This is a genomic window from Amycolatopsis sp. NPDC104775, from assembly GCF_055583325.1.
This window is the reverse complement of sequence record NZ_JBVJOE010000024.1, coordinates 1-21027: the sequence shown is the minus strand read 5'-3', so window position 1 is coordinate 21027 and position 21027 is coordinate 1. Positions and strand designations below refer to the sequence as shown.

19 protein-coding genes and 1 pseudogene are annotated in these 21027 nt (G+C 70.2%); 13 read left to right on the top strand and 7 right to left on the bottom strand.

All coding sequences use genetic code 11. From position 1 onward, the window contains the following. The first annotated feature begins 36 nt into the window (after positions 1–36). Complete coding sequence (locus ACZ63D_RS42820; protein ID WP_465360053.1) at positions 37–1068, top strand: SDR family oxidoreductase; 1032 nt, start codon at positions 37–39, stop codon at positions 1066–1068. Here ACZ63D_RS42820 and ACZ63D_RS42815 read toward each other — a convergent pair. After that, positions 1052–1789: an SDR family oxidoreductase gene (locus tag ACZ63D_RS42815; RefSeq protein WP_465360052.1), complete on the bottom strand. Its 738-nt coding sequence runs from the start codon at positions 1787–1789 to the stop codon at positions 1052–1054. The two genes, ACZ63D_RS42820 and ACZ63D_RS42815, sit on opposite strands and share 17 nt — an antisense overlap. A 58-nt stretch (positions 1790–1847) precedes the next feature. On the opposite strand from ACZ63D_RS42815, the gene ACZ63D_RS42810 reads away from it, so the two are divergent. Continuing rightward, positions 1848–2480, top strand: coding sequence for a class I SAM-dependent methyltransferase (locus ACZ63D_RS42810; RefSeq protein WP_465360051.1), 633 nt, complete (start codon positions 1848–1850; stop codon positions 2478–2480). 45 nt (positions 2481–2525) lie between these two features. On the opposite strand, the gene ACZ63D_RS42805 is transcribed toward ACZ63D_RS42810, so the two are convergent. Then, a complete protein-coding gene (locus tag ACZ63D_RS42805; RefSeq protein WP_465360050.1) occupies positions 2526–4427 on the bottom strand; it encodes a S8 family peptidase in 1902 nt (633 codons plus the stop codon). 160 nt (positions 4428–4587) lie between these two features. Between ACZ63D_RS42805 and ACZ63D_RS42800 the strand changes: the two genes are divergently transcribed. Together ACZ63D_RS42800 and ACZ63D_RS42795 are read left to right on the top strand one after the other, a co-directional pair. Beyond that, complete coding sequence (locus ACZ63D_RS42800) at positions 4588–5781, top strand: MFS transporter (RefSeq protein ID WP_465360049.1); 1194 nt, start codon at positions 4588–4590, stop codon at positions 5779–5781. Positions 5782–5818: 37 nt separating this feature from the next. Next, positions 5819–6337, top strand: a complete 519-nt coding sequence (locus tag ACZ63D_RS42795) for a GNAT family N-acetyltransferase (RefSeq protein WP_465360048.1) — start codon at positions 5819–5821, stop codon at positions 6335–6337. On the opposite strand, the gene lpdA is transcribed toward ACZ63D_RS42795, so the two are convergent. The 4 genes and pseudogenes from lpdA to pip form a co-directional block, all read right to left on the bottom strand. Further along, positions 6327–7712, bottom strand: a complete 1386-nt coding sequence (gene lpdA, locus ACZ63D_RS42790) for a dihydrolipoyl dehydrogenase (protein ID WP_465360047.1) — start codon at positions 7710–7712, stop codon at positions 6327–6329. The genes ACZ63D_RS42795 and lpdA overlap by 11 nt on opposite strands. Positions 7713–7906: 194 nt before the next feature. After that, a complete protein-coding gene (locus ACZ63D_RS42785) occupies positions 7907–8686 on the bottom strand; it encodes a lysophospholipid acyltransferase family protein (protein WP_465360046.1) in 780 nt (259 codons plus the stop codon). A gap of 55 nt (positions 8687–8741) precedes the next feature. Then, entirely contained in the window at positions 8742–9146 is a 405-nt protein-coding gene (locus tag ACZ63D_RS42780; RefSeq protein WP_465360067.1) for a nitroreductase family deazaflavin-dependent oxidoreductase, read from the bottom strand. A gap of 75 nt (positions 9147–9221) precedes the next feature. Beyond that, positions 9222–10160: pseudogene (pip, locus tag ACZ63D_RS42775) on the bottom strand (prolyl aminopeptidase); the annotation flags it as partial. A gap of 91 nt (positions 10161–10251) precedes the next feature. Between pip and ACZ63D_RS42770 the strand changes: the two are divergent. The 6 genes from ACZ63D_RS42770 (at position 10252) to ACZ63D_RS42745 (ending at position 18269) form a co-directional block, all read left to right on the top strand. Then, the gene (locus ACZ63D_RS42770; RefSeq protein ID WP_465360045.1) at positions 10252–10935 is read left to right on the top strand and encodes a response regulator transcription factor; all 684 of its coding nucleotides are present in this window, start codon (positions 10252–10254) and stop codon (positions 10933–10935) included. 5 nt (positions 10936–10940) lie between these two features. Beyond that, positions 10941–12206 (top strand): sensor histidine kinase, encoded by a 1266-nt coding sequence (locus ACZ63D_RS42765; protein ID WP_465360044.1) that lies wholly within the window; start codon positions 10941–10943, stop codon positions 12204–12206. 1432 nt (positions 12207–13638) lie between these two features. Continuing rightward, a complete protein-coding gene (locus ACZ63D_RS42760; protein ID WP_465360043.1) occupies positions 13639–15069 on the top strand; it encodes an amino acid permease in 1431 nt (476 codons plus the stop codon). Further along, on the top strand, positions 15066–15836 hold the full coding sequence (locus ACZ63D_RS42755; RefSeq protein WP_465360042.1) for a carbon-nitrogen hydrolase family protein: 771 nt from the start codon (positions 15066–15068) through the stop codon (positions 15834–15836). Before ACZ63D_RS42760 ends, ACZ63D_RS42755 begins: the two co-directional genes overlap by 4 nt. Before the next feature lie 2 nt (positions 15837–15838). Further along, positions 15839–17533 carry a flavin monoamine oxidase family protein gene (locus ACZ63D_RS42750; RefSeq protein WP_465360041.1) on the top strand — a complete coding sequence of 565 codons (1695 nt, stop codon included), beginning with the start codon at positions 15839–15841 and terminating at the stop codon, positions 17531–17533. A 106-nt stretch (positions 17534–17639) separates the two neighbouring features. Then, complete coding sequence (locus tag ACZ63D_RS42745; protein WP_465360040.1) at positions 17640–18269, top strand: TetR/AcrR family transcriptional regulator; 630 nt, start codon at positions 17640–17642, stop codon at positions 18267–18269. 204 nt (positions 18270–18473) lie between these two features. Here ACZ63D_RS42745 and ACZ63D_RS42740 read toward each other — a convergent pair whose 3' ends face one another. Next, complete coding sequence (locus ACZ63D_RS42740) at positions 18474–19184, bottom strand: TetR/AcrR family transcriptional regulator (RefSeq protein ID WP_465360039.1); 711 nt, start codon at positions 19182–19184, stop codon at positions 18474–18476. 69 nt (positions 19185–19253) lie between these two features. Between ACZ63D_RS42740 and ACZ63D_RS42735 the strand changes: the two genes are divergently transcribed. From ACZ63D_RS42735 to ACZ63D_RS42725, 3 genes are all read left to right on the top strand, one after another. Then, a complete protein-coding gene (locus ACZ63D_RS42735; RefSeq protein ID WP_465360038.1) occupies positions 19254–20120 on the top strand; it encodes an alpha/beta fold hydrolase in 867 nt (288 codons plus the stop codon). Between the two features lie 91 nt (positions 20121–20211). Further along, complete coding sequence (locus ACZ63D_RS42730; protein ID WP_465360037.1) at positions 20212–20634, top strand: hypothetical protein; 423 nt, start codon at positions 20212–20214, stop codon at positions 20632–20634. 71 nt (positions 20635–20705) lie between these two features. Further along, positions 20706–20891 (top strand): DUF5302 domain-containing protein, encoded by a 186-nt coding sequence (locus ACZ63D_RS42725; protein ID WP_344287092.1) that lies wholly within the window; start codon positions 20706–20708, stop codon positions 20889–20891. The last annotated feature ends 136 nt before the right edge of the window (positions 20892–21027 follow it).

Sequence of the window (21027 nt, the reverse complement as noted above, 5' to 3'; positions counted from 1 at the left end):
TGGACTCATCGCGAGACCGAGGTCAGAATCGAAGGCATGAGCAGCACACGCGTGGCCCTCGTGGCCGGGGCCAACGGGATCATCGGCCGGAAACTCGTCTCTCACCTGCGGACTCTCGACGGCTGGGAGGTGCTCGGCCTCTCCCGTCGCGGCGGACCGGGCAGCCTCGCCGTCGACCTGCTCGACCCGGCGGGCACCCGGGCGGCGCTGGCCGGCGTCGGCGCGACGCACCTGTTCTACGCGGCCTACCAGGACCGGCCGACGTGGGCGGAACTCGTGCCGCCGAACGTCGCGATGCTGGAGAACCTGGTGAACGGCCTGGACGAAGGCCCGCTGGAACACGTCAGCCTGATGCAGGGCTACAAGGTCTACGGCGCGCACCTCGGCCCGTTCAAGACGCCCGCCCGCGAAGCCGACGCCGGACAGCACATGCCGCCGGAGTTCAATGTGGACCAGCAGAAATTCCTGGAACGCCGGGCCGCGGCCGGCGGCTGGTCGTGGTCGGCGATCCGGCCGTCCGTCGTCGGCGGGACCACGCTCGGCAACCCGATGAACCTCGCGCTCGTGATCGCGGTCTACGCCTCGATCTCGAAGGAACTCGGCCTGCCGCTTCGGTTTCCCGGCAAGCCCGGCGCGTACGACAGCCTCCTGGAGATGACCGACGCGCAGTTGCTCGCCGAGGGCACGGTGTGGGCGGCGACGTCCAGCCACAACGAAGCGTTCAACATCGCCAACGGCGACCTCTTCCGCTGGCGCGAACTGTGGCCGAAGCTCGCCGCGTACTTCGATCTCGAAGTCGCGCCCCCGTTGCAACTGCCGCTGGCCACGGTCATGGCCGACAAGGAACCACTGTGGACCGAAATGGCGGCGAAGCACGGACTCACCGCTTCGTACGCCGACGTCTCCTCGTGGGCCTTCGGCGACTTCGTGTTCTCCTGGGACTACGACATGTTCGCGGACACGTCGAAGTCACGCCGCGCCGGTTTCCACTCCTATGTGGACACTGAGCAGATGTTCTACCGCCTGTTCGACGAGTTCCGCCGCGACCACGTCATCCCCGGCCGATGAACGGCATCGTGGTGGCGGTGATGGTGAGGAACTGGACGTTGGCGTCCAACGGCAATCCGGCCATATAGAGCACCGCGTCGGCGACGTGGCCCGCGTCGAAGGTCGGCTCGGCCAGGAGCCGTCCGTCGGCCTGCGGGATGCCCGCGGCCATCCGCTCGGTCATTTCGGTGGCCGCGTTGCCGATGTCGATCTGTCCACAAGCGACATTCCAGGCGCGGCCGTCGAGCGAGATCGACCGGGTGAGCCCGGTGACGGCGTGTTTGGTGGCGGTGTAGGCGACGCTCGCCGGACGGGGCGCGTGCGCGGAGATCGAACCGTTGTTGATGATCCGGCCGCCCTGCGGTTCCTGGTCGCGCATCAGCCGCACGGCCTGCTGCGCGCACAGGAACATCCCGGTGAGGTTCGTGTCGACAGTGCGCCGCCAGTCCTCGACGGACAGATCCGCGACCGTACCGCCGAGCGACACTCCGGCGTTGTTCACCAGCAGGTCCAGGCGGCCCCACTCGCTGCGCACCGCCGAGAAAAGCGCCTCCACCGAAGCCGGATCAGCGACGTCCGTCGGCACGACCAGCGCGTTCGCGTCCGAACCGGCAGTCTCGCGCAAGGCGTCTTCGCGACGTCCGGCGAGCGCGACCCGGTACCCGGCGCCGAGCAGTGCCCCGGCGATCCGGCGGCCCAGGCCGGAACCGGCCCCGGTGACCACAGCAGTCTTCTCCGACACAGTCTTCTCCTCAAAATCCGTTCGCCCGCACGGTGCCATATCGCGGCACACTGGGGACATGGGACCACGTGACACTCTGCTCGCCGGTTTCGCCAAGCAGCTCGGCCATCCGCGCGGCCGGGCCGGGCAGGCTGTCGTTCGGCTGCTCAACAACGTCAACCGCGGGCCGGTCACCGGAGCGGTCGAAGCGCTGGAGATCCAGCGCGGCGAGACCGCTCTTGACCTGGGTTTCGGCGGCGGTCTCGGGCTCGACCTGCTGTTGCGGGCCACGGCGGGCGGCACGGTGCACGGCGCGGAAATCTCCGAAACCGCGCTGGCCAGGGCGCGGCGGACCTTTCCCAAGAACCTCGCCGCCGGACGGCTGGTGCTGCACCAGGCCGGGATGGCCGAGCTCCCGCTGGCGGACGGGACGATCGACGCGGCGCTGACCGTCAACACGGTGTACTTCATTCCCGAGCTGGTGCCCGCGTTCGCGGAAGTCGCGCGGGTGCTGGCGGAGGGCGGCCGGTTCGTCGTCGGCATCGGAGACCCCGAGACGATGCGCGGGATGCCGTTCACCAGCCACGGTTTCCGGCTGCGCCCGCCGGAAGAGATCGAGCAGGCGCTCGCGGAAGCGGGGCTCGAACTCCGCCGCCACGACCGGCTCGGCGACGGACCGCGAGCCTTCCATCTGCTGGTCGCCGGACGCTGAAAAGGGCGGGTTCCCCGCTGGAGGAACCCGCCCTTTCCGGTACCGCTACTTCTTCGGCACGCCCAGCGCGGCCAGCGCCCGACCGGCCATGATCACGCCGTTGCCGGTCACCGCGTCGAACCCGGGCGCGCCGAGGTCGATCGCGCTCGACACCAGCGCCGTGCGGACGTCCGCCGGGGTCGCGGACGGTTTGCCGGACAGCAGCAGCGCCGCGATCGCCGCCGCGTGCGGGGCCGCCGCGGAGGTCCCGAAGAACGGCTGGAAGCCGGTGACCGAGGTGGCCACGCCGTCGGCCGCGGTGATGTCCGGCTTCGCGCGGGTCGCGCCGCCGGTCGAGGACACGTTGCCCGGGGTCAGCTCAGTGCCGTCGGCGGTGTAGAAGAGGTGCCGCTGGCCGTCGGAGGTGAAGCGCTCCCACTTGCTGGCCGAGGTGAACAGGCCCGGGTACGGACCGGCCGGGTTCGCCGGGTCGCCGGTTTCCAGCGGACGCCCGAACGCGGTCGCCGCCGGGGCCGCGGCCACCGAGAACGCCGCGGCGGCCGCCGAGTGGCCCGAGGTCACGCCCGCGGTGCTGAACGCTTTCAGCGAACCGGAGGCGACGAACCGGCCGCGGACGACGTTGAGCGCGAAGAACCGGTCCGCGCCGTTGTACTTGACCACCGCGAGGCGGTAGCCGGAACCGGACGTCGGCACGGTCAGGCTCTCGTACGGGTTCTGCGAACCGTTCTGCGGGTTGGCGCTGGAGGCGACGACGCTGCCGGAAGCGTCGAGCAGGAACAGGTCGTAGTCGCTGGTCGAATGGCCCCACGGGTCCGACCAGAACAGCGTCACCGGCCTGCCGAGCGAGCCCGGCGACAGCGGGTCGGTCGTCTGCACGCCGCTGCCCGGGTCGAAGTCGTGCGGGGTGCCGGTGACGCCCGGCAGCGTGGTGCCGGACGAACGGAAGTCGCCCTCGTAGTAGCCGCTGGTGCCGTCGGTGAGGTTGCCGGAGTTGCCCGCGGAGGAGAAGTAGAGCGCGCCGGCCGCGGTCACGTCGTTGACTGCCTGCGCTACCTGCGTGTCCTGGAACGGCGACTCGTCGAAGTACGCGACGTCGTCGACGATCACCGTGCACTTGCTGGTGTTGCGCAGCGCGCGGATGTTGTCCGCGAAGCTTGATTCGCTGGTGAACGCGGTCGCGAAACCGAGGGAGGCGCCGGGAGCGAGATCGTGGACGATCTCCAGCATCGCGGTGCCCTCGTCGCCGCTGCCCGCCTGGCCCGGCAGCACGTCGACCGCGGGAAGTTCACCGGCGTCCTGCGACTTCTTCAGCGAGTTGACGCCGTCGGAAAGCACGCAGACCTTCACGCCAGTGCCGTTCACGCCGTACTGCGTGCGCGCGGTGTCGGCGCCGTGTGCTTTGTCTCCTTCGGACACCTGCACGGCGGCGACGGCCTTCTTGGCCAGCTGCTGGCGCTGCGCGTCCGGCTCACTCCAGGTCATCGCCTGCGTCGCGGGCTGGACCTGCCGGACGTCGCCGCGCGCCGCGATCCGGTCCACCGCGTTGAGCGGCAACTGGGCGCGGACCGAGCCGTTGGACGAAGTGGACTGAACGGTACCGCCCGCGGCACGCACGGCCTGCGCGATCGCGGCTCCGGCAGTGCCCGCGATGTCCACCGACACCGTGCCCGCCTGGCTGACCGGCAAGCCGGTGCGGTAATTCGGCAGCTGCGCGGCGAGACCGCGGTCAGCGCGCAGGCGCTTCTCCACGACGAGCTGGCTGGACTCCTTCAGCTCGGCCGGGCTGAGAGTCTTCTTGATCCCCTGCAGCGCGCTGATCCCCGCTCCAGTGCGCGCGTTCGCCACGTCCGCGGCGGACGGCTGCGCCACGGCGATCCCGCTCCCGGCGAGCACCACCCCGACCGCGAGAGGCACCGAATACACGGCCACCCGGCTCGTTCTTCTCATGACAACTCCTGTTCTCGCCCCCGCCACCGACTGTGGTCAGGTGAATCTAAAGAGCGACTTCGAGGAAGACCACCGACCAAAGTGGTATCTATCCGGACGGTCCACCTGGTGAGACTTCGCCGGGGTTCCCGGCCCGAAGCGGAGCTGGCACTCTGCTCTCGTGGCGAACCTGGGGAGGGACTTCGCGCGGCTGTGGGCCGCGTACGCGATCAGCACGGCAGGCAGCACGGTCGGCGCGGGCGCGCTCGGGCTCGTCGCGGTGCTCGTGCTCGACGCCCCCGCGTGGCAGGTCTCCCTGATCACCGCGATCTCGGCCGCTGCCAGCGCCATCCTCGCCTTCCCACTCGGCCCGCGCGTCGAGTTCGCCCGGAAACGCCCCGCGATGATCACCGGCGACCTGATCCGTTGCGCCGCGCTGGCAAGCGTGCCGTTGGCCGCGGCACTGCACGTGCTGACCATGCCGCAGCTCTACGCCGTCGACATCGTCGTCGCCACCGCCGCCGTCATCTTCTCCGCGGCCAGCGGCGCGCACCTGAAAGCCCTTGTCGCGCCGGACGAGCGGGCCGTCGCCTTGAGCCGTTTCGAAAGCACCGATTGGGTTTGCTGGTCGGCCGGACCGCCGCTGGGCGGAGTTTTGATCAGCGCGCTGGGCGCGACCGCGACGATGCTCGTCGACGCTTTCTCGTTCCTGCTGTCCGCGTTCGGAATCCGCCGTTTGCGCACACCGGAACCACTGCCTGCGGTCGCTTCCGGGCCCGCGCGCCGAGGATTCACCGACGGATGGCGTTTTCTGCTGCGCAGTACCGAACTGCGGCCGTTGTTTTTCAACTCGGTGTTGTTCAGCGGCGCGGTCCTTTGGGTCACCCCGCTGCAAACCGTGCTGATGCTGCGGGATCTCGGCTTCGCGCCGTGGGAATACGGACTCGTGCTCGGCGTCCCCTGCCTCGGCGGACTCCTCGGCGCTCGTCTCGCGCCAGCGCTCAGCACTCGATACGGCGCGCGGAAAGTGTTGCTCTGGACCAGTTTCGCGCGTACCCCTTGGCTGCTCGCGCTGCCGTTCGCGATTCCCGGCTCCGGCGGTGTCGTCTTGCTGATCGCCGCGAATTTCGGGCTGCTGCTGGTGGCGGGCATCTTCAACCCGACCTATTCGGCCCACCGGCTGTCACTGATCGACGACCGTGTCCTCACCCGGACTCTGACCGCCTGGTCGACCGGAACCCGTACCGCCAAACCCATTTTCATCACCCTCGGCGGGGTCGCGGCCGGCGTGCTCGGCGTGCGCTTCTCCCTGGGGATCGGCGCCGTGCTCTGTCTACTCAGTGCCGCGGCGTTGCCCGCTCGTCGCGCCCGGTGATCAGTTTTTGTCGGTGGTGCCGGTTACCGTGGCTGGCATGTTCAAGATCGACCGCGCGACCGCTGCCGACGCCGCCGTGCTCACCGACCTCATGCACGCGTCATCGGCCTACCAAGGCCGGTACGCCTCGATACTGGAGGGATACGCCGTTACCGCGGATTACCTTCTGCAGCACCAGGTTCTGGTCGCCCGCGGGCCTGCCGGACCGGCCGGGTTCGCCGCGCTCACCGGTGCCGAACTGGACTTGCTGTTCGTCGCCGACGACGCGCAGGGAACCGGGCTGGGCGCGCGGCTGGTGCGAGAAATCCTTGCGGTGGCGAGGGAAAGCGGGCTGAGCGAGGTACGCGTGGTGTCGCATCCGCCCGCGGTGAAGTTCTACGAACGCATGGGTGCGCGCCAGGTCGGAACTGTCCCGCCGAAACCGCCGAGGATCTCGTGGTCCCGGCCGGAATTGGCGTTCTCCTTGCCCGTGCGCGAAAACCTGCCCGAAAACAACAGCGCCCTGGTCCGCGAAACCACTGCGGACCAGGGCGACCGTCGAAGAATCAGAAGTTGATCATATGACCGGCCAGTCCGTGCACCGCTTCCTTGACCGCCTCGCCCAGTGTCGGGTGCGCGTGCACGTTGCGCGAAATCTCGTGCACCGTAAGGTCCCACTGCTGCGCCAGCGTCAGCTCCGGCAGCAGCTCCGTGACGTCCGGGCCGATAAGGTGCGCGCCGAGCAGTTCGCCGTACTTCGCGTCGCTCAGCACCTTCACGAAGCCCGCCGCGTCACCGAGGCCGTGCGCCTTGCCGTTGGCCGTGAACGGGAACTTCGACACCTGAACGTCAAAGCCCTTTTCGCGCGCCTGTTCCTCGGTCCAGCCGAAGCTCGCGATCTGCGGCTGGCAGTAGGTCGCGCGCGGGATCATCACGAAGTCCAGTTCCATGGTCTCCGCGCCGGCGATCGTCTCCGCCGCCACGATGCCCATCGACTCCGACGCGTGCGCCAGCATCAGCTTCGCCGTCACGTCGCCGATCGCGAACAGGTGCGGCACGTTCGTCCGGCCGCGGCCGTCGATCGCGATCGCGCCGCGCTCGGTCAGCTCGACGCCGGTGTTCTCCAGGCCGTAGCCCTCGACGTTCGGCCGGAACCCGATGGCCTGCAACACCTTGTCGGCCTCGAGCACCTGCTGCTCGCCGTTCTTCGACACGGTCACCAGCACCTTGGCTCCCGAATCGTCGATCGCTTCGACCTTGGTGCCCAGCAGCACCTTAATCCCCAGCTTGCGGTAGCGCTTCGCCAGCTCGGCCGACACCTCGGCGTCCTCGAGCGGGACCATCCGGTCGAGAAACTCGACGATCGTCACGTCCACGCCGTAGTTGCGCAGCACGTACGCGAACTCCACGCCGATCGCGCCGGCCCCGGCGATCACGATGCTGCCCGGCAGCCCGCTTTCGAGGATCTGCTTCTCATAGGTGACCACGCGCTCGCTGCGCTGCGTGCCCGGCAGCAGCCGGGCCGTCGCACCGGTGGCGATGATGCCGTAGGTGAAGGTGATCCGCTCGCCGTTCACCTCGAGGGTGTTGGCGTCCACGAAGGTCCCGCGCCCGTTGTACTCGGTGATCTTGTTCTTCTTCATCAGGAAGTGCACGCCCTTGACGCGCCCGTCCGCGACCTTGCGGCTGCGCTCGTACGCCGCGGCGTAGTCGAACCGGATCTCCCCGTCGGAGGAGATGCCGTAGGTCTTGGCCTCCTCCTTCACCGTGTGCGCCAGCTCGGCGTTGCGCAGCAGCGCCTTCGAAGGGATGCAGCCGACGTTGAGGCACACCCCGCCCCAGTACTTCTCTTCCACGACCGCCACGCTCAGGCCCAGCTGCGAAGCCCGGATCGCCGCGACGTACCCACCGACTCCGGCCCCGAGGACCACCACGTCATAGTCTGCGCTCATACCGTTGAAACTACCTCCCGCGCCCGCGCGGGGCGGCGTGACGGCGCCCGCTTTCCGGCCGCCTGCTGCCCGCCCTGGGCAGCCCGGCCGATTCCCGGACGGCTGATCCCGGCGGAACTCGCCGGAACGGGACCTAGCCTGCTGCACGGCGAGGCCGTTTCGGAGGCCGCCGGATTGTCCACAGTGGTCACGAGTCAGCGCGGCGGGCGCTCTCCGCGGATCCCGGCCAGCAGTTCTGTCACGGCGGCCATGATCCGCGCCGTCGCCTCCTCCAGCACGTCCCTGGTCAGCTCGCGCCCGCGCAGATCGCCGAGCTCCACCGGCTCCCCGGCGACGAACTCGATCTCCCGCCGAGGCAGGACGCGCGGGAAGAAGGACCCGGCGGGCAGCAGTTGGTGGGTGCCCCAGTTCGCCACCGGGATCACCGGCACGCCGGTTTCCAGCGCGATCCGCGCCGCGCCGGTTTTGCCCTTCCCCGGCCAGCCGTCCGGGTCGGCGGAGAGCCCGGCCTCCGGGAAGATCGCCACGCATTCGCCCGCCCGCACCGCGGCGACGGCGTCGCGGTACGCGCCCGCGGCGGTCGGCGCGCCGCGGTGGACCGGGATGTGCTTGCCCGACCGCATCACCGACTTGATCACCGGCGCGTTCCACAGGCTGGCCTTGGCCAGGTACCGCGGCACCCGGCCGGAACCGAGGCAGAACGCGGTGAGCGTCGTCGGGTCGGCGTTCGACAGGTGGTTGGAGGCCACCACGACCCCGCCCGAAGCCGGGATGTTCCGCGCGCCGCGCACGCGGAACCGGCTCGTCAGGGCGAGCAGCTGCCACACCACCTCGATCGCGAAGTGGTACCAGGCGCCCCGGCCGGACCGGGCGAAGCTCCTGCCGTACCTCCGCATGCCGCGGAAGCCGAGCAGCTCCCCTTCGAGCGGGGTCCAGTGGTCCCGGGGCCGGGTGCGCAGCGCCATGAGCGTCATTCGTAGCGGAAGACGCTCCGGATCGGCGCTGCGCGGCCCCGGGACGCGGCGGGGATCACACCCGCTCGAGCACCACCACGGGGATCTCGCGGTCGGTCTTCTTCTGGTAGTCGTTGTAGTCGGGCCACACCGCGGCGAGCTTGTCCCACAGCCGGGCGCGTTCCTCGCCGGTCGCGGTCCGGGCGCGCGCGGTGAACTTGTCCGCCCGCACCTGCACGCGGACCTCGGGGTTCTCCTGCAGGTTCAAGTACCAGCCGGGGTGGTTCGGCGCGCCGCCCTTGGAGGCGACGATCACCGGGTTGCCGTTGTCCTCCTGGTAGATCAGGGCGAACTTGCGGTCCTGCCCGGTCTTGCGGCCCTTCGTGGTGAGCACCAGCGTCGGCACGCCCTCCTGCCAGTCGTGCCCGACCTCCCCGTCGGTCTCCTCGTAGCGGCGAACGTGCTCGTCACCGAACAGCATGCGGATTTCCTTTCGTTCGACTTCCGCGCTCGACAGCCCGGACCTGCCCTCCCACCCTGCCGCGAACCGGTCGGTCGCGCTGATCAGCTCGTGCAGCGTGCCCGGTTCGTCGAAGGCGTGCCCGGCGTCGCCGATCATCTTCAGCTCGGCGCCCGGCAGCACCTGCGCGAGTTCCCAGGCGGTGGTGGCGGGAGTGACCACGTCGTAGCGGCCCTGCACCAGAACGCACGGGATGCCCGACAGCTTCCCGGCCCCCCGGATCAGCTGGTCCGGGGCGAGCCAGCCGCCGTGCCGGAAGTAGTGGTTCTCGATCCGCGCGATCGCGAGCGCGAACTCCGGCTCGGCGAACGCGGCCACCACCTCTTCCTGCGGGGTGAACTTGACCGTCTCGCCCTCCCACCGGCTCCAGGCGAGCGCGGCGGGCCCGTGCACGTTCGGGTCCGGGTGATTCAGCAGTTCGTGGTACACCTCCAGCAGGTCGCCGCCCCGGCGCGCGTACGGCACCGGCGCGAGGAACCGCGACCACGCCTCCGGGAACATGCACGCCGCGCCGCCGCCGAAGAGCCACTGCACTTCCTTGACGCGCAGCGTCGCGACGCCGCGCAGGATCAGCTCGGTCACCCGCTCCGGATGGGTCTCGGCGTAGGCGAGAGCGAGCACGCTGCCCCAGGAGCCGCCGAACAGCTGCCAGCGGTCGATGCCGCGGTTCTCGCGCAGCTGCTCCATGTCGGACACCAGATGCCAGGTCGTGTTCACCGACAGGTCCACGTCCGGCTCGCTGCAGTGCGGCGTGCTCCGGCCGCAGCCGCGCTGGTCGAACAGCACGATCCGGTAGCGCTCCGGGTCGAACAGGCGCCGGTGCCGGGGGGACGCGCCGCCCCCGGGCCCGCCGTGCAGGAACGCGACCGGCTTGCCTTCGGGATTGCCGCATTCCTCCCAATAGAGCGTGTTGCCGTCGCCGACCGGCAGCATCCCGTGGTCGTACGGATCGAGTTCCGGGTACAGACCGAGCATGCAGCCACTATGCCCGACCTCGGCCGCTTCCCGCTGGGGGTCCACTGTGGACGCGGGGACGGGGCCGGGCCGCGCCGGTTAGGCTTCCCTCATGGCGACGGTACTGGTGGTGGAGGACGACGCGGCGATCGGCAGCGTCCTCGAGTCCGCGCTGCGCGGGCACGGCCACACAGTGCGCTGGTGCCGGGACGGCCGGAGCGCGCTGCGCGAGACCGCGGCCGATCTCGTCCTGCTGGACCTGGGCCTCCCGGACATCGACGGCGTCGAGGTGTGCCGGCGGCTGCGCTCGGCCCTGCCGGGGGCGGTGCTGGTCATCCTCACCGCGCGGGCGGACGAGATGGACGTCGTGGTCGGGCTGGAAGCCGGGGCCGACGACTACCTCACCAAGCCCATCCGGCTGGCCGAACTGCTCGCCAGGGTGCGCGCGCACCTCCGCCGGGGCGCGCCCGCCGCGCCGTCGACGCCGGTCGTGCGGATCGGCGCGCTGGAGGTCGACATCGCGAGCAGGCGGGTCACCCTGGGCGGCCGGGAGGTCGTGCTGCGGGCGCGCGAGTTCGACCTGCTCGCCCGGCTGGCCGTCCAGCCGGGGCAGGCGGTGAGCCGGGACACGCTCATGTCCGACGTGTGGGATTCGCACTGGCACGGCTCCACCAAGACGCTCGACGTGCACATCGCCGCGCTGCGCCGCAAGCTCGCCTCGGCCGCCGAGTCGCCGTACGAAGTGCCGAGGATCGCCACCTTGCGCGGGCACGGATACCGGTTAGAAGGGAACTGAACGGGGTGCGCCGCCGGATCGTGACGCTCACCGTCCTCGCGGCGGTCCTGGCCACGAGCCTGTTCGGGCTGCCGCTCGCCGTCGGGGCGCTGTGGTACTTCCGCACGCACACCACTGCCGCGCTGGAACGGGCCGCCGACGGCGCGGCGGTCGGAGTGTCCGACGCGCTCGCCGCCGGCCAGCCCTTCCAGGTCCCGGACAACGAGGACGGCGCCGAGGTCGCCGTCTACGACCCGGCGGGCCGCCTCCTCGCCGGGGAGGGGCCGCCCACCGCGGACGACGTCGTGCGCGGGGTCGCCGTGTCTCGCAGCGACATGCTGAACCAGAAGGTCGGCGACGAGGACGTGCTGGCCGTGCCGGTGCTGACCGGGGCGCACCTCACCGGCATCGTGCGCGCGGCGCTCCCCCGGTCCGCGCTGACCCGCGACGTCGGCATCACCTGGCTGGTCATGGCCGGGTGCGCGATCGGCGCGGTGCTCGCGAGCTGGCTGGTGGCCCGGCGGATCGCCGCCCGGCTGACCCGCCCGCTGGAGGACCTGGCCTGCGCCGCGGCCCGGCTCGGCGAAGGCGACTTCTCCGCCCGGTCCCGGCGCTCGGCGATCCCGGAAATCGACCGGGTCGGCTCCGCACTGGACGTCACTGCGGCCCGCATCGGCGAAACCCTGGAACGCGAACGCGCCTTCTCCGCCGAGGCCTCGCACCAGCTCCGCACCCCGCTGGCCGGCCTGCGCCTGCAACTGGAATCCGCCCTGGAAACCCCCGGCCGCGACCCCTACGCGGCCGTCCGCGCCGGAATCACCGCCGCCGACCGGCTGGAAAGGACCGTCGAAGACCTGCTCGCGCTGTCCCGGGAACGCCGCGCCCCGCGCGACGAACTGGATCTGCCCGCCCTCCTGGCGGAACTGAACGACGTCCCGCTGCCCGATCACCGCGAGCTTCGCCTGGAAATCGCCGACCCTCCGCCCGTGCGCGCATCGGCCGCCGCGGTCCGGCAAGTGCTCGCCGTCCTGCTGGACAACGCCGTGAACCACGGCGAAGGAACCATCACCGTCCGAGCCCGCGACGCGGGCGGCGCCCTCGCCGTGGACGTCCTCGACGAAGGCCCGGACCTGGGCGAACGAGACCCGTTCTCCGACCACGCCCCCGGCGGCCACGGCATCGGCCTCCGCCTGGCCAGAAGCCTGGCCGAAGCCGAGGGCGGCCGGTTGCGCCTGTCGCGCCCCGAGCCGCCGACGTTCACCTTGCTGCTTCCGGAAGCACCCGCTTCCTGACCTGAGCCAGGCAAAGCTTCCGCCGCCGACGTTCACCTTGCTGCACCCGCTTCCGGGCTTGGAGTCCGGCAGTGCTTTCGCGGCCGACTCGCTGACCCGCGCGGCATGCGGCCGGAACCTGCCTGCTCGGCTTCGGCTCTCTCGCAGTGCAGCCCTCCACCCGCGCCCGAACCCACCGCCGAGCAACCTGTTCGACCAACCTGTGCGGCACGCAGCCGCGCCGGTCCAGACACCGCAAATGGCGACGCCGCCCGCGCCCAAACGACCACCGCCGAACAACCTCGTGAACCGACCTGTGCAGTATGCAGCCCCACCGATCCAGACACCGCAAATGGCGACGCCGCCCGCGCCCGAACCACCGCCACCGAACAACCTCGAGGACCGACCTGCGCGGCACGCAGCCCCGCCGATCCAGACGCCCCAAATGGCGACGCCGCCCGCGCCTAAACCACCGCCGCCGAACAACCTCGAGGACCGACCTGGGCGGCACACAACCGCGCCGGTCCAGACGCCGCAGATGGCGACGCCGCCCGCGCCCGAACCAACCACCGCCGAACAACCTCGTCGACCGACCTGCGCGGCACGCAGCCCCGCCGATCCAGACGCCGCAGACGGCGACGCCGCCCGCGCTGGCCTTCCCGCCGTCCTCCGCGAGCGCGGACAGCAGGTCCGAAGCCAGGCCGGGCTCAGAACTACGGCCCGCCGCCGCGGCCGCGAATGACCGCGCGGCCCTCCCAACCCACCGCCACAAACAGCTCCGCCTACGGAACCGGTCCCTCCCGGCCGGAACCGCGTCGCCGAGCCGCTCCCCCAGCGTCCCCGTCTGCCGAACCCGCAGAGGCGACAACTAGCACCGCCCCAATGCACTTCCGCCACTGGCATCCCTAGCCATGCGCCCGGTGCTCCCACCGCCTGCACTCCGGCAGCCGGAACCCGCAGCGCCCCCGGCGCCGAACCTCTCCGCCCCGCGTCGCTCATCCACCGTGCCCAGCACCCTGCCCCCCGCCTCCACGCCGCACACAGGGAATTCGAGGCTCCGCCCCACCGGCAGTTATGCACCGTGACCAGCACCCTGCCCGGGCCTCCACGCTGCACGCACGGAACCCGCGACTCCACCCCGCCCAGCACCCGCAGCATCCGCCCTCCCCGCCCAGCCGCGCACGCCGCCCCTGCCCAGCCTCCGACCTGCGCGAAAGCCCACCGCCGCGAGCCCCCGTCACCGATCACTTAGAGTCAACAACGGCCCGAAAGCCCACCCCACCCAGTCAGCAAGCCTCGCCAGACCCGACCCCGAACCCGACTCCGAGAGCGCAATGAATCACCCACCACCGCCCGCAACTCACAACAGATCTCGGTTCTCGGGGCAATTTTCGATCGATACCGTGGCTCGAAGTCGACAGTGCCGTCACAATCCATCGCTAGGAGCCGCCCGGTGAGCCCCACTCCCTCCAGTCCTGTGCGCGGGAGGCTCGCCACGGCGACGCTGCGCCGCAAACCGGTCACCGATCTGGTGGCCGAGGCGGATCACGGGCCCTTGAAGCGGTCGCTCGGGCTGAGCCAGCTGACCATGCTCAGCATCGGGGCGACCCTGGGCAGCGGGATCTTCGTGGTGCTCGGCGAGGCGGTTCCGGTGGCCGGGCCCGCGGTCGTGGTGTCGTTCGTGCTGGCCGGGATCACGGCGTTGTTCTCCGCGCTTTCCTACGCCGAGCTGGCGGGCATGATCCCGCTCTCCGGGTCCTCTTACTCCTACGCGTACGCGACCCTCGGCGAGCTCGTTGCCTGGGTGTGCGGCTGGTGCCTGGTGCTGGAGTACGGCGTCTCGGTCGCGTCGGTCGCGGTCGGGTGGGGGCAGTACGTCAATGAGCTGCTGCACCTGGCGTTCGGCGTCGCGTTGCCGGAGGCGCTCAGCGGGCCTCCGGGCGACGGCGGGCTGGTCAACATCCCGGCGATTGTCGTGGTGCTGCTGGCGATGGTGCTGCTGCTGTCCGGTGCGAAGGAGAGCGCGCGGGCCAACGCGATCATGGTCGTGGTGAAGATCGGCACGCTGATTCTGTTCTGCGCCATCGCCTTCACCGCGGTCCGGGCGCAGAACTTCACGCCGTTCCTGCCGCTCGGGCTCGCCGGGATGAGCGCGGGCGGGGCGAAGTTGTTCTTCTCCTACATCGGCTTCGACGCCGCTTCCACCGCGGGCGAAGAAGCGCGCAATCCGCAGCGTGATTTGCCGCGCGCGATTCTCTTGTCGCTCGCGATCGTCACCGTGCTCTACTGCTTGGTCGCGGTCGCGGCGATCGGTGCGCTGCCCTGGCAGGAATTCGGCGACAAGCAGGCCGCGCTGTCGCACGTGCTGACCACCATCTCCAGCAACCCGCTGTGGGCGATCCTGCTCGCGATCGGCGCGATCGTGGCGATTTCCAGCGTCGTGCTGACCGTCCTTTACGGACAGACGCGGATCCTGTTCGCCATGTCCCGCGACGGGCTCGTGCCGAAGGCGCTGTCCACCGTGCATCCGAAAACCGGCGTGCCGCGCACCAACACGCTCGTGGTGTCGGGGTTCGTCGCGGTGCTCGCCGCCTTCATCCCGCTCGGCAAGCTCGCCGACGCCACCAGCATCGGGACGCTGTTCGCGTTCGGGCTGGTCAACGTCGCCGTGCTGATCCTCCGCAAACGCCGTCCCGACGCCGAACGCGCGTTCCGCGTGCCGTTTTCGCCGGTCACGCCGGTCCTCGGGGTCGCGTGCTGCGCCTACATGATGTTCAGCCTCGACGGGGCGACCTGGATCGTGTTCGGCGCGTGGATGCTGCTCGGCCTCGTCATCTACTTCGGCTACAGCATGCGCCGCTCGCGGCTCGCGGAGGTCCGATGATCATCGCCGTCCACCAAGGACCGTTCGGCCGGCTGCCCGAAGCGATGGCCGCCGCGGCGGAACGCGGGGCAGAGCTGATCGTGACCGCCGAGATGGGGACGACTGGGTACAACATCGGCGCGAAAGCCGTTGCCGAGCGGGCGGAACCGGCGGACGGGCCGTGGGCGGCCGAGCTTGGCGCCCTCGCCGCCAAGCACCGGATCGGGGTGGTTTACGGCTATCCCGAACGCGACGGCGACGCGGTGTACAACTCGGCGCAACTGCTGTCCGCGCAAGGGGAACGGCTCGCGAACTACCGCAAGACCCACCTGTTCGGCGACCTCGACCGCGACCAGTTCTCCCCCGGCGACGACCCAGTGGTGCAGGCCGGCTTCAACGGGCTCCGCACCGGCCTGCTGATCTGTTACGACGTCGAGTTCCCCGAGCTGGTTCGCGCGCACGCGCTCGCGGGCACGGAACTGCTGCTCGTCCCCACGGCGTTGATGCGGCCGTACGAGCGCATCGCCGACTTGCTCATTCCGGTTCGCGCGCACGAAAACCAGCTGTACGTCGTCTATGCGAACCGCTGCGACACCGAAGGCGAGCTGACCTACTGCGGACGCTCGACAGTCGCGTCGCCGGACGAAATCGTCGCGAAGGCCGGGCCGGACGAAGAGCTGTTGTTCGCCGAACTCGACCCCGCTGTGCTCGCCCAAGCCCGAGCCGAAACCCCGTACCTGGCCGACCGACGGCCGTCGCTGTACCGCTCACTCACCGAAGGACCCTAGGCATGACCTCCGCTGTTCCCGCCGCGATCCACGCCGAGGAACCCGCCGGACGGCCGATCACGATGTTCGGCCCCGACTTCCCGTTCCCCTACGACGATTACCTCGCGCATCCGGCCGGGCTCGGCAGCGTGCCGGAGCAGGTGCACGGCACCGAGGTCGCGGTGATCGGCGGCGGCCTCTCCGGAATCGTGACCGCCTACGAGCTGATGAAGCTCGGGCTGCGGCCGGTCGTGTACGAGATCGACGGCATCGGCGGACGGCTGCGCACGCACCGCTTCCCCGGCCTGCCCGACGACGTGGTCGCCGAAATGGGCGCGATGCGATTTCCGCCCTCCTCGACGTCGCTGTTTCACTACATCGACAAAACCGGGCTGGAAACCACGCCATTTCCGAACCCGCTTTCGCCCGCGACCCCGAGCACGGTGGTCGATCTCAAGGGCCGCAGCCATTACGCGCGCACGCCCGAAGATCTGCCCGAGGTGTACGGCGAAGTGGCGCGGGCGTGGCAGCGCACCCTCGACGAGCACGCGTCATTCGCCGAGATGCAAACCGCGATCCGCAATCGCGACGTGGCGACCGTGAAAAAGATCTGGAACGAACTGGTCCCCCGGCTCGACAACCAGACTTTCTACGGGTTCCTGTGCGATTCCCCGGCCTTTTCCTCTTTTCGGCATCGCGAGATCTTCGGCCAGGTCGGATTCGGCACCGGCGGCTGGGACACCGACTTCCCGAACTCGATTCTCGAAATCCTCCGGGTCGTTTACACCGGCGCGGACGACGAGCACCGCAGCATCGTGGGCGGCAGCGGGCAGCTGCCGAAGCGGCTGTGGGAGCGCGTCCCGGAGAAGCTCGCGCACTGGCCGTCCGGCACGAATCTGGCCGCCCTGCACGAAAACGGCCAGCCGCGGCCGGGCGTGACGCGGCTGCACCGCACCGCGCCGAACAACATCACCGTCACCGACGCCTCCGGGCATATCCGCACCTTCGGCGCCGCGGTGTTCACCGCGCAGAGCTGGATGCTGCTGTCGAAGATCGAATGCGACGAGGCGCTGTTCCCGATCGACCACTGGACCGCCATCGAACGCACGCACTACATGGCGTCCTCCAAGGTGTTCGTCCCGGTCGACCGGCCGTTCTGGCTCGACAAGGACCCGGTCACCGGCCGCGACACGATGAGCATGACGCTGACCGACCGGATGCCGCGCGGCACCTACCTCCTCGGCGACGACCCGGACCGGCCCGCGGTGATCTGCCTGTCCTACACGTGGGCCGACGATTCGCTGAAATGGCTGCCGCTTTCCGTTTCCGACCGCGTCGAGGTGATGCTGCAGTCGCTGCGCGAGATATACCCCGGCGTCGACGTGCGGCGGCACATCGTGGGCGACCCGGTGACCGTGTCCTGGGAAGACGAACCGCATTTCATGGGCGCGTTCAAGGCGAACCTGCCCGGGCATTACCGCTACCAGCACCGGCTTTTCACGCATTTCGTGCAGGATTCACTTCCCGAGCGCTACCGCGGTTTATTCCTTGCCGGCGACGACATCTCGTGGACGGCGGGCTGGGCCGAGGGCGCGGTGCAGACCGCGCTCAACGCGGTCTGGGGCGTGCAGCGGCACTTCGGCGGCGCGAGCGATCCGGCGAATCCCGGTCCGGGCGACCGGTTCGCGGACCTCGCGCCGATCGAACTTCCGGACTGACCGGAGCCGTCAAGACATACCGCGCGGTAGCAGCCGAACGTGTTTCCGCGGCGACATTCCGCCCGGCTATTCCGCCTTTCTGAACCGATCATGCCAAACTGATGCCATGAGCACCGATCCGGCGCCGAAGTGGCGGCGACTCGAACCGGACGAACGCAAAGAGCAGATCTACGCCTGCGCGGCGCGGCTGTTCGGCGAACGACCGTATTCGGAAGTGTCCACTTCGGACATCGCGGCCGAGGCTGGCGTGGCCCGCGGACTGATCAATCATTATTTCGGAACCAAAAGGGAGTTGTACCTCGAAATAGTTCGGCGTGCGCTTACCGTGCCGCGGATTGCGGTGCAGATTCTGCCGGAAGGCCCGCTGGAGGTACGCGCGGACGCCGCCATCGACTGGCTGCTCGACATGGTGCGCGGGCAGGAGAAGCTGTGGCTCGCCGCGATCGCGCCGGAGGGCATCGGCCGCGATCCGGAGGTGGACCGGATCGTCGCCGAGGCCGACCGCGCGTCGGCCGACCGCGTCCTGGAGGCGGTGGGGCTGTCCCGCGACAGCGAGCACGGCGAGGAGCTGAACGCCGCGGTGCGCGCGTTCGCCGGCATGGTGAAGGCGGCGGGCCGGGAATGGCTCGTGCACCGCTCGCTCGACCGGCGGCAGGTGCACACGCTGCTGACCAGGTCGCTCGTGACCGTGGTGGACCAGGTGTTCCCAGCGATCCAGCATCCGCCCCAGCACTGACGGGCCGGAAGGAGAGCCCCCGGCACCACGAGGGGGGAGGAAAGTGCCGGGGGCCCCTTCCGGAGGCAAGGCCCCCGGTAGCTGTCCACGCTACGCCGGGAAGGCGTCGAATCGGTGACGGTCGGCGCGGGGACGGCCCGACTTTTCACCACGACCACGCGGACGGCCCAGCGCGGACGCCCGAACCGCGCAATTTCGCGAATTTCAGCCGCGCGACCGGGCCAATCGGCAGGCGAGGCCGTCGAGGCAGCTGCGGATCGCGAAGTCGAACAGTCGCGGATGGTAACCGGCCGCCGCTTCGGGGTCGGCGAGCAGCTCCCGCATCGCGCGGCCGTGCGCGGCCATCCCGGGCAGGTCCTCGCGGTCGCGGTAGGAGGCGTACTCCTCGGTGTTGTCCAGGCGCAGCCCGAGGCAGCGGTCCCGGTCGTCCTCCAGCGCGACGTACTGGCACGCGGTGACGGTGAGCATCGTGTAGGCGAGCGAGCTCTCGTCGCCGAAGCCGGCGTCCAGCAGGATCCGCACGCCGCGGTCGACCGTGGGCGTGGCCGCGGCCACCGACGGCCCGAACGACGCCATCCGGCGCGCCGTGCCCGGATGCTTGCGCAGCACCTCGCGCAGGCCGGTGAGCAGCTCGAAGAACCACTCCTGCCACTCCAGTTCGTCGGGCGGCAGCCGCAATTGGCCGACGACCCGGTCGAGCACCGCGCACACGACCGCGTCGCGGTCCCCGACGTGGTGGTAGACGACCGCCGGGTACGCGCCGATCGCGGCGGCCAGCTGCCGCAGCGTCCAGTTCTCCAGCCCGCGTTCGACGGTGAGCTTCACCGCCGCGTCGATCACCTTCTTCGCGGTGACCGCGGGCAGCCCGGCGGCGGAACGGGACCGGGCGCGCTGTCCGGCACGCGGAGTCGGCATGCCGTGCACCGTAACCGGCGACCGGCCGGCACGGCCACACGCGGTTCCGCACTGCGGCATGATCGGGGCATGCCACGCGCACAGGCCAACGGCCTAGAACTCGAGTACGACACGTTCGGCGATCCGGCCGCCCCGCCGGTCGTGCTGGTGATGGGCCTCGGCGCCCAGATGATCACCTGGGAGGAGGGGTTCTGCGAACTGCTCGCGAGCCGCGGTTTCCACGTCGTGCGCTTCGACAATCGCGACGCCGGCCTGTCCACCTGGTTCCCCGGACTCGGCACGCCGGACCTCGCCGGGATCGCCGCGGGCACGGCCCCGGCGCCGTACCTGCTCTCGGATCTCGCCGACGACACCGTCGGGCTGTTCGACGCGCTCGGGTTCGCGAAAGCGCACGTGGTCGGCGCGTCGATGGGCGGGATGATCGCGCAGCAGATCGCGATCGATCATCCGGACCGGCTGCTGAGCCTGACGTCGATCATGTCGACGACCGGCGACCCGTCGGTCGGCCAGGTCTCCCCCGCCGCGCTCGCGACGCTCACCAAGCCGGCGGCGGAAACGCGCGAGGAGCAGATCGAACAGAGCATCGCGAACTACCGCGTGACGGGATCGCCGGGCTACCCGGCCACCGAGGAATACCTGCGGCGCAAGGCGACCCGGAGCTACGACCGGGGCCGCAACCCGGTCGGGATGCAGCGGCAGGCCGCCGCCGTCGTCGCGTCGGGCGACCGTACTGAACGGCTGCACGACGTGCGCGTGCCGACCGTCGTGCTGCACGGCGACTCCGACGTGATGATCGACGTCAGCGGCGGGAAAGCCACCGCGGCGGCGATCCCGGACGCGGAACTGGTCATCGTCCCCGGCATGGGCCACGACCTGCCGGAACCGCTGTGGCCCGAGATCGTGGCCGCGATCGTGCGCGCGACCGCTCGCGCCTGAGGGGTCAAGAAGCCGTCAAAAACGAGCGCCGGGGCGTACGGAACTTGTCCGCGCGCCCTCTCTTACGCGCCCGCGCGAGGTGCCATGGGGCATGCGTACTGAAGGACGGCTGGCTGGTGGATTCGGTTTCCCGCTCGGTTGCGTGGCGGTGGCGACGGCCGCGATCGCGGCGGACCTCGCCGGGGCCACGACGCATCCGGGTTACGCCGTGGTGGCCGTGGCGCTCGCGGTCTGCGCAGTGGCAGTCATCACGACCCCGCTCGCCGCGGCCGGGGTGGCGGCGGTGGGCTGGGCGGTGCTTTCCGGCTTCGTCTACGGCCGCGCCGGGGACTTGCTTTTCGACGCGACGACCGGCTGGGTCGCGGTGGTCTTGGCTGGTGCGGGGGTGTTCGGGCTCGTGCTCGGCGCCGGATGGCGGATGGTTCAGCGGGTTCGCCCGGCCTACGCGGAAGTGGTCGTCCCGGCTCCGCGGCAGGCGGCCGAACCGGACCACCGCCGGGTGGCATCGCTCTGAAATGGCTCGCCAAGGCGGGCTGAGGGCGCCAGGCTGGCGGGGTATCACGTCGTCACCTTCGGAGGTCAGCCATGAGTGAAGCGCAACCGGCACCCAGCGACGGGGAGGGCGACGTCAAGCGGAAGTTCCGCGAGGCTCTGGAGCGGAAGCAGGCCAAGTCGCGGGAAGGCGCCGCGCATGAGAACGCGGGGCAGCAGGGGCAGCATGCGCATGGGCCTGCGGCTAACAAGCGGACGTTTCGGCGGAAGAGTGGCTGAACGCTCCTAGGGGAGCGGGGGCACCCCGAAGCTTGAGTGTGACTACGGGCGGAGGGTGCTTGTCAAGGCGGGAAAGATGCCTTGACAAGCACCCTCCTCCCTGGTTTTTGGTTTGTATTGGGGGGCGGGGGTGGTT